Annotated in this window: 8 protein-coding genes; 1 reads left to right on the plus strand and 7 read right to left on the minus strand. The window is 63.5% G+C overall.

Going from position 1 to position 7,453, the window contains the following annotated elements; genetic code table 11:
- Positions 1–987 carry a LysR family transcriptional regulator gene (locus Q0602_RS05245; RefSeq protein ID WP_295037361.1) on the plus strand — a complete coding sequence of 329 codons (987 nt, stop codon included), beginning with the start codon at positions 1–3 and terminating at the stop codon, positions 985–987.
- Here Q0602_RS05245 and Q0602_RS05250 read toward each other — a convergent pair.
- The 7 genes from Q0602_RS05250 to mltB all read right to left on the minus strand — a co-directional run bounded on the left by Q0602_RS05250 (position 984) and on the right by mltB (position 7,334).
- On the minus strand, positions 984–1,532 hold the full coding sequence (locus Q0602_RS05250) for a GAF domain-containing protein (RefSeq protein WP_298839943.1): 549 nt from the start codon (positions 1,530–1,532) through the stop codon (positions 984–986). The two genes, Q0602_RS05245 and Q0602_RS05250, sit on opposite strands and share 4 nt — an antisense overlap.
- Before the next feature lie 327 nt (positions 1,533–1,859).
- Positions 1,860–2,849, minus strand: coding sequence for a lipoyl synthase (lipA, locus tag Q0602_RS05255; protein ID WP_298839945.1), 990 nt, complete (start codon positions 2,847–2,849; stop codon positions 1,860–1,862).
- A 35-nt stretch (positions 2,850–2,884) separates the two neighbouring features.
- Positions 2,885–3,553, minus strand: a complete 669-nt coding sequence (lipB, locus tag Q0602_RS05260; RefSeq protein WP_298839947.1) for a lipoyl(octanoyl) transferase LipB — start codon at positions 3,551–3,553, stop codon at positions 2,885–2,887.
- Positions 3,554–3,558: 5 nt separating this feature from the next.
- Positions 3,559–3,846, minus strand: coding sequence for a DUF493 domain-containing protein (locus tag Q0602_RS05265; protein ID WP_298839948.1), 288 nt, complete (start codon positions 3,844–3,846; stop codon positions 3,559–3,561).
- Between the two features lie 136 nt (positions 3,847–3,982).
- Entirely contained in the window at positions 3,983–5,092 is a 1,110-nt protein-coding gene (locus Q0602_RS05270) for a D-alanyl-D-alanine carboxypeptidase family protein (RefSeq protein ID WP_298839949.1), read from the minus strand.
- 137 nt (positions 5,093–5,229) lie between these two features.
- On the minus strand, positions 5,230–6,306 hold the full coding sequence (locus tag Q0602_RS05275) for a septal ring lytic transglycosylase RlpA family protein (RefSeq protein WP_298839951.1): 1,077 nt from the start codon (positions 6,304–6,306) through the stop codon (positions 5,230–5,232).
- On the minus strand, positions 6,303–7,334 hold the full coding sequence (gene mltB, locus Q0602_RS05280; protein WP_298839953.1) for a lytic murein transglycosylase B: 1,032 nt from the start codon (positions 7,332–7,334) through the stop codon (positions 6,303–6,305). The genes Q0602_RS05275 and mltB overlap by 4 nt, the downstream gene beginning before the upstream one ends.
- Between the last annotated feature and the right edge of the window lie 119 nt (positions 7,335–7,453).

The raw sequence follows: 7,453 nt of genomic DNA on the forward strand, positions 1-7,453 counted from the left end.
ATGTCGAGACCCAACCTGCTCAATCGCCTGACATTCCGTCAGCTTCAGGTGTTCCAGGCCGTCCATCGGCAGCAGTCCTACTCGCGCGCCGCTGAGCAACTTGGCCTGACACAGCCCGCCGTCAGCGCCCAGATCCGACAGCTCGAGCAGGCCTTGGCCCAGCCGCTGTTCAAGTATGCCGGCAAGACACTCCACATCCTGCCCGCCGCCGACGCCTTGTCCGCCTCGGTGCAGTCGATCTTCGGTCAGGTCTCAAGCCTTCAGATGGAGTTGTCGGAGCTGGCCGGCACCATCCGCGGCGAGCTCAACCTGGCCGCCGTCTCGACCGCTCAATACGTGGTGCCGCACATCCTGGCTCGCTTTCGCGCCCGCTACCCGGAGGTTCAGATTCGGTTGCGCGTCTGCAACCGGGGGCAAGCGCTCGAGCGACTGGCGGAAAGGCGGGACGATCTGGTGATCATGGGCATGGTGCCGGACGACCCCAACCTGGTCTTCATGCCCATTCTGGACAACGAACTGATCCCCGTCGTCTGGCCGGGCCATCCACTGGTGACCGCCGACAAGGCCACGCTCGAGGATTTCGCGAGGCACTACCTGCTGATGAGAGAGCCGGGATCCGGGGCACGCACGGCGTTCGAGGATTTCGCGGCGCGGGAGCGCATTTCACTGCACCACACCATCGAACTCGGCACCAACGAGGCCATCAAGCAGGGGGTCATGGCCCATCTCGGCGTCGCCGTGTTGCCGAGACTGGCCGTGCAACTGGAGCTCGCCTCCGGCCTGCTGGCGAGCCCGACGATCCCGGGCTTCCCGCTGAGGCGCTCGTGGTGCACGGTCTATCCCAAGGACCGCTACCCGACGCCGGTAACGGAACTGTTCCTGCGTTTCGTGCGCGAACTGCTGCCGGAGTTGAACGCCCACTTCCGGGCGCCAATCACCCCGATCGAGACGCCCACGCTACTGTGCCTTCCCGCCGACGATGGCTAGACGCCACCACCGCTCGCACCTGAAACCGGCACCCTGGCGAGATTCGCACGGACACGCAGAACGTGGAGATGAATCAGCTCCTCGGCCTGGGCGGCGAGCAGCTTCATTCGACGCATATCGGTCTCTTCGAACGTACGCGGGAGCGTGCCGATCAGACATAGGGTGCCGACGCAGATGTCCGGCGCCACGAACAGCGGATAGCCCGCGTAGAAGCGTATGAAGGGCGCCCCCGTCACCAGCGGGTTGTCCGAGAATCTGGGATCCCGCAGCGCGTTGTTGATCACCATCGGCTGGCCGTCGGCCACGACGTGACCGCAGAAGGAGATCCGCCTGGGTGTCTCGCACACGCTCAAACCCTGACGCGACTTGAACCACTGGCGATCTTCATCGATCAGCGTGATCAACGACATGGGCACGTCGAAAATTTGCGTTGCCAGCTCCGTCAACCGATCGAAGCCCTCGTCCGCGTTCGAATCGAGCAGTTGTAGGTCGTGCAGGAAACTCAAGCGCTCTGTCTCCTGCTCAGGCAGGTTCGGTGCAATCATAGTTCGGCTCTTCAGTACGAAAACATCGTCGGGTTTGATGGGCATCATCGTGATCGCGCTTGATGACACGAGCAGGGAACGGCAAATCAGCCGGCGTGCCACGATGATTTATTGAGAATCTTAGTTCGCGCAGAACGAATCACTACCCCAATACGCCTTCCGTACCGCGTCAGATGCATCGACTCACAAAAAAGACGGGCACTCAAAAAAGACGTTCGCTTCCCCCTAGCCTTGCCGCCAGCACCAGGCAATCATCCGCCAGAGACGGAAAGGGCCCACCGATTGAAGCGGCGGGCCCGACCGAGATTCATTCGATTTAAGAGGCGGTTACTTCACTTCGACCCCATGGGCCTGCTTGTCGGCATGGTACGAGGAGCGGACCAGCGGCCCGGACGCGACATGGGTGAAGCCCATGCTCCTGCCCTGTTCGGCGAACCAGTCGAATGTCCTGGGATGCACCCAGCGATCGACGGGCAGATGGTTGCGGGACGGCTGCATGTACTGCCCGAGAGTCAACATGTCGACATCGTGCGCACGCAGGTCACGCATTACCTCGATGACCTGCTCGTCGGTCTCGCCCACCCCGAGCATCAGCCCCGACTTGGTCATCACTTCCGGACGACGGGCCTTGTAACCCTTCAGCAGGTCCAACGACCACTGGTAGTCCGCGCCGGGGCGAACCTTGCGGTAAAGGGACGGCACCGTCTCCAGGTTGTGATTGAAAACGTCCGGCGCCTCGCCTTCCAGAATATCGAGAGCCACCTGCATGCGACCGCGGAAATCGGGTACCAGAACCTCGATCTCGATTTCCGGACTGTCGCGGCGAATCTCGCGGATGCAGTTGGCGAAGTGCTGGGCCCCACCGTCGCGCAGATCGTCACGATCCACGGAGGTCACGACGACATAATTGAGCCCCATTTCGGCGATGGCCTCGGCCAACTCCCGCGGCTCATTCTCGTTTAGCGCGTTGGGACGCCCGTGCGCGACATCGCAAAACGGGCAGCGCCGGGTGCAGATGTCGCCCATGATCATGAACGTCGCCGTCCCGCCGCTGAAACACTCGCCCAGATTGGGGCAGGAAGCCTCTTCGCAAACGGTGTGCAGCCCATGCTTTCGCAGCGTCTGCTTGATGTGGGTCACCTGGGGAGAGACCGGCATCCTGACCCTCAGCCAGTCCGGCTTCTTCGGCAGGGTTTCGGTCGGAATGACCTTGACGGGAATCCGCGATACCTTGTCGGCACCGCGCAGTTTGACACCCCGCTCGGCACGGGCAGGCTTCTTGGCCTCGGGCGTTTGCATCACGGTCGTCTCGGTCATAGGTCCCTTCCTGATAGGTCTTGGAACGCCGGCAGCTAGGCAGTCGCTACCGGTTCAAATGCTCGTGGCCACAGCGGCCGATCCTCGAGTTTCACCGCCAGCCGCTGCGCGAAACAGTCGGCCAGCCTCGTGGATTCACGGTCGAACGAGATCGGTCCAGGCAGATGATCACGCAGTTGGGTCATCTTCAGGCCCGAATAGCCACACGGGTTGATACGGGAAAATGGCGACAGGTCCATATCGACGTTGAGAGCTACCCCATGAAAGCTGCAGCCTCGTCGAATCCGCAAGCCCAGGGAGGCGATCTTCTCGTCACCGACATAGACCCCCGGTGCGTCCGGACGCGCCCGAGCCGAGATGCCATGCTGGGCCAGCAGGTCGACGACGGCGCTCTCGAGCAGCGTCACCAGTTCACGCACCCCCAACCCTCGCCGGCGAACGTCCAGCAGCGGGTACAGCACGATCTGGCCCGGCCCATGATAGGTCACCTGCCCTCCCCGATCACTCGCCACCACCGGGATATCGCCAGGCATCAGCAGATGTTCAGGCTTGCCCGCACGTCCCTGCGTGAACACGGGCTCGTGCTCGACCAGCCACAGCTGATCCGGCTCTGCGCTGTCGCGGCCATCGGTGAAACGCGACATTGCCTGCCAGACCGGCAGGTAGGGCTGGCGCCCAAGGCGATAGAGTGGCAGGGCGGACATCGGCGTCATAGCACCATATGGACCCGACCGGTGGCCTTCAGATCCTGAAACAGCGCATTCAACTGCGCCTCGCCGGTGGCGTGAATGACCACGCGCAGCGACTGGAACCGGCCATTACGACTGTCGGAGAGCTTGATCGATGCCGGATCGAAACCGGGCGCATGACGCTCGATCACATCACTGACGGCCGCCACGAAATCGTCGGCAGCGTCGCCAACCACCCGTATCGGGTAATCGCAGGGAAACTCGACCTTGGGTCGGGGAAGATCAACATCGCTGGGAGTCTGGGTCATGGCATCTGGAAACGGAGTACATTTCCGACCATTCTACTCAACATTACCCGGCTCACCAACCGATGCCGCCCCGCCGCCCCGCAGAATTCCTCCGAGGCGGCGGGAGAGGCGCCGCCGGGGCGACGCCAGGCGGCACTCAGTCGAACAGGCCGGTCACGAACAGCACGATGGAGTCCCAGACGCGCTTGAAGATGCTGCCCTCTTCGACACCCTCCAGCGCGACCAGCGGCTCTTGTCCCAGCACCTCGTCGCCGGACTTGATTTCCAGCGTGCCGACCTGCTGGCCCGCCTGAATCGGCGCATGCAACGTCTCCGGCAGGTTGAGGCGAGCGGTCAGGTTGTCGGCACTGCCCCGCGGCACGGTCATGCTGACCGCATCCTTGACACCGAGACGAACGGTATCGCTGTCGCCACCCCAGACCCGCGCCTCGTTGAGCACGGAACCGGCATCGTAGAGCTTGCGGGTCTGGAAGAAGCGGAACCCGTAGTTGAGCAGGCGCTGGGTCTCGGCCGCCCGTGCCTCATCGGAGTTGGTGCCCATGACCACGGCGATCAGACGGGTGTCCTGCTTCTTGGCGGATGCCACCAGACAGTAGCCGGCGGCTTCCGTATGCCCGGTCTTCAGGCCGTCGACGTCCGGATCACGCCACAGCAGGCGGTTGCGATTGGGCTGACGGATATCATTGTAGGTGAAGTATTTTTCGGAATAGACCTGATAGTGGTCGGGGAAGTCCATGATGATATGGCGCGCGAGAATCGCCAGGTCATGGGCGGACGAGTAGTGATCGTCGTGCGGGAGCCCCGTGGGGTTCATGAAATGGCTGTTCTGCATGCCCATGCGCTGGGCCTGCTGATTCATCAGGTCGGCGAAAGCCGACTCGCTGCCGGCGACGTACTCCGACAGCGCCACGCTGGCGTCATTGCCGGATTGCACGACCACGCCGCGCAGCAGGTCCTCGACACTGACCTGGGTGCCCTCCTGGATGAACATGCGCGAGCCGCCCGTGCGCCAGGCATTTTCGCTCACACTGACCATGTCGCTGTCGGAGATGCTGCCACCGTCGATCTCCTGTTCGACGATGTACGCCGTCATCATCTTGGTCAGACTGGCAGGCGGCAGACGCTGGTCCCCGTTGTGATTCACCAGCAACTGACCCGTGGAGGCATCCATCAGCACCCAGGAAGAAGCCGCCAGATCCGGCGGTGACGGGATCAACTGCCCCGGTTCCGGATTGGCAGTGGACATCTGGCTGTCGGGGGTAGGCTGCTGAGCGCCGACCGGTGATGAAAACAGCCCCAGACACAATGACGCTGAGATGACCAGGCGTGAAACAGACGAAGTGAACAACGCTTTCATGACAATCGGGTTCTCATTGGAAAAGGTTACTGTGTGGGCGCTACCAGGAACACCTGGCCGTAGCCGGCGTCTCGCAAGGTAGCTCTGATGGATTCGAGCGATGCCAGGTCATCGATGGGCCCGACCTGGACACGATAGAGAGGTGTCGCATTGTCAATGCGAACCGGTCGCGACAGCAAGCCCTGCAGGCGGCTTTTCAGCGCCTCCGCCTTGGCCTGAGAGCCCAGCGCGGCGACCTGAACGTAGCGCTGACCGGCAGACGAGCGCGTGACGCCAGACGCGGATGTGGCGTTGTCGGGCGACGCGGCTGCGGCATTGCGGGGTGGCGCAGAGGCGGCAGCCGTGGGGTCGCCGTCATTGGCCGCCGAGAGGATGGGGTCGATGCTCGCCTCGTAGTTCACCGCCGTCCCTGCCCCCGATGTCGAGCCGGGCGGCCGGCTCGGCGCGGCCCGTTTCGATACCGCGGGCGAGGCGGACCGGGATGCAACATCGGACTGCTCGGCAGCCCCGCTCGTCGAATTCGATCGTCCATGGGTACGCGCCCACGCCACGGGGTCGATCGCCTCCACTTTCACCCGCCCCGTTCCGCCCTTCAGGATTCCCAACCGGGCTGCCGCCGCGTAGGAGAGATCGATCAGGCGGTCGCTGTGAAACGGACCGCGGTCGTTGACGCGAACGATGACCTTGCGACCGTTGTCGAGGTTGGTGACCCGGGCGTAGATGGGCAGGGGGAGCGAGCGATGCGCCGCCGACATCTTGTACATGTCGTAGGTTTCGCCATTGGCGGTGTCGTAGCCCTGGAACTTGACCCCGTACCAGGAAGCGCGACCTTCCGCCGAGTATCCGGTCGGGTCGTCGAGCACGTGATAGGTCTTTCCCCAGACACTGTAGGTCGAGCGGTTGCCGCTCCTGGAGCGCGGCTCGACCCTGGGCACCGCGTCCGGCACGTTGGCGACGTCCTCGGGCGAGTCGGGGTACGCATCCTGGTCCATCGCGTAGCGTCCGCCGCCCTGCTGGGAGCCGCCACCGCCGGCACAGCCCGCCAGTATCGACACCAGCACGATCATCGGCAAACCGCGCCATGTCATGCCTCGACGCTTCATACGCCGTCATCCATGGCCGTTTGAATGCGCTGAGCCAGTGTCGCCACCGCCATGGCGTAAAGATGACTGTGGTTGTAACGCGTGATGACGTGGAAATTGTCGAGACCCAGTACGTAGCGGACGTGGCCGTCGGCGAAATCCAGCGCCAGCGGCACGACCTTGTCCTGTGGCTGCAGATTTCCCGCCGTGGGTTCGATACCCACGCGCTTCAGGGCCTCGACCGTGGTATCCGGCGGCTCGGTGCGGTTGAATTTCACATCAGGTGGCAACGCCTCGGGGCCGCTGGCCTCGACCAGCACCGGCCGGTGTCGCTGCCAGCCATGTTCGCTGAAATAATTGGCGATACTGCCGATGGCATCGACCGGATCATTCCACAGGTCCTTCAAACCGTCGCCGTCGAAATCGACCGCGTAGGCCTGATAGCTCGTCGGGATGAACTGGGGATACCCCATGGCACCGGCATAGGAGCCGTAGAGCGTCTGCGGATCGACCCCTTGCCCCAGCGTGATTGCGAGAAAGGCCTCGAGCTCGCCACGGAAGAATCCACCCCGCGTGGGATGGTGAAACGCCAGCGTCGACAGCGAGTCGAGCACGCGGTGCGTCCCCTTGTGCCGGCCGTACTGGGTCTCGACTCCCAGGATCGCCACCACGACTTCCGGGGGCACACCGTAGCGCCGCTCGGCGCGCTCCAGGGCTTCCCGGTTGGCGTCGAGGAAAGCGACCCCCTGCCGTATCCGCTCGGGCTGTATGAAGATGTCGCGATACTCGTCCCAGCGCAGCCGGCGCTCGGCCGCATGGCTCATCGCCTCCAGCACCTGGGGCCGATATCTCGCCGCCCGCATGGCCGCATCGAGTTCGCGCTCCGACACTCCCTGCCGGGACAGCGACTCCAGCATCGCCTTCACCTCGGGGTGAGTGGCGGGATCGAAATCCTCCTCGCCCTGCGCGGCCGCGCTCGCCATGCCCAGCAGCCCCACCAGCAGCAGAGTGAGGCTGAATCGAAATTCTCGTCTCCAACGCAGCGGCATGCGTGACTTGCTCCCTGATTGCGGCTTGCCCAGCGTCAGTGTGTCAACAGCCGCCGGTGCGTATGAATCGACATGAGAATACCGAACCCGGCCATCAAGGTCACGCTGGAGGTCCCGCC

The sequence above is a fragment of the uncultured Salinicola sp. genome (genome assembly GCF_937921195.1).
Lineage (GTDB): Bacteria > Pseudomonadota > Gammaproteobacteria > Pseudomonadales > Halomonadaceae > Salinicola.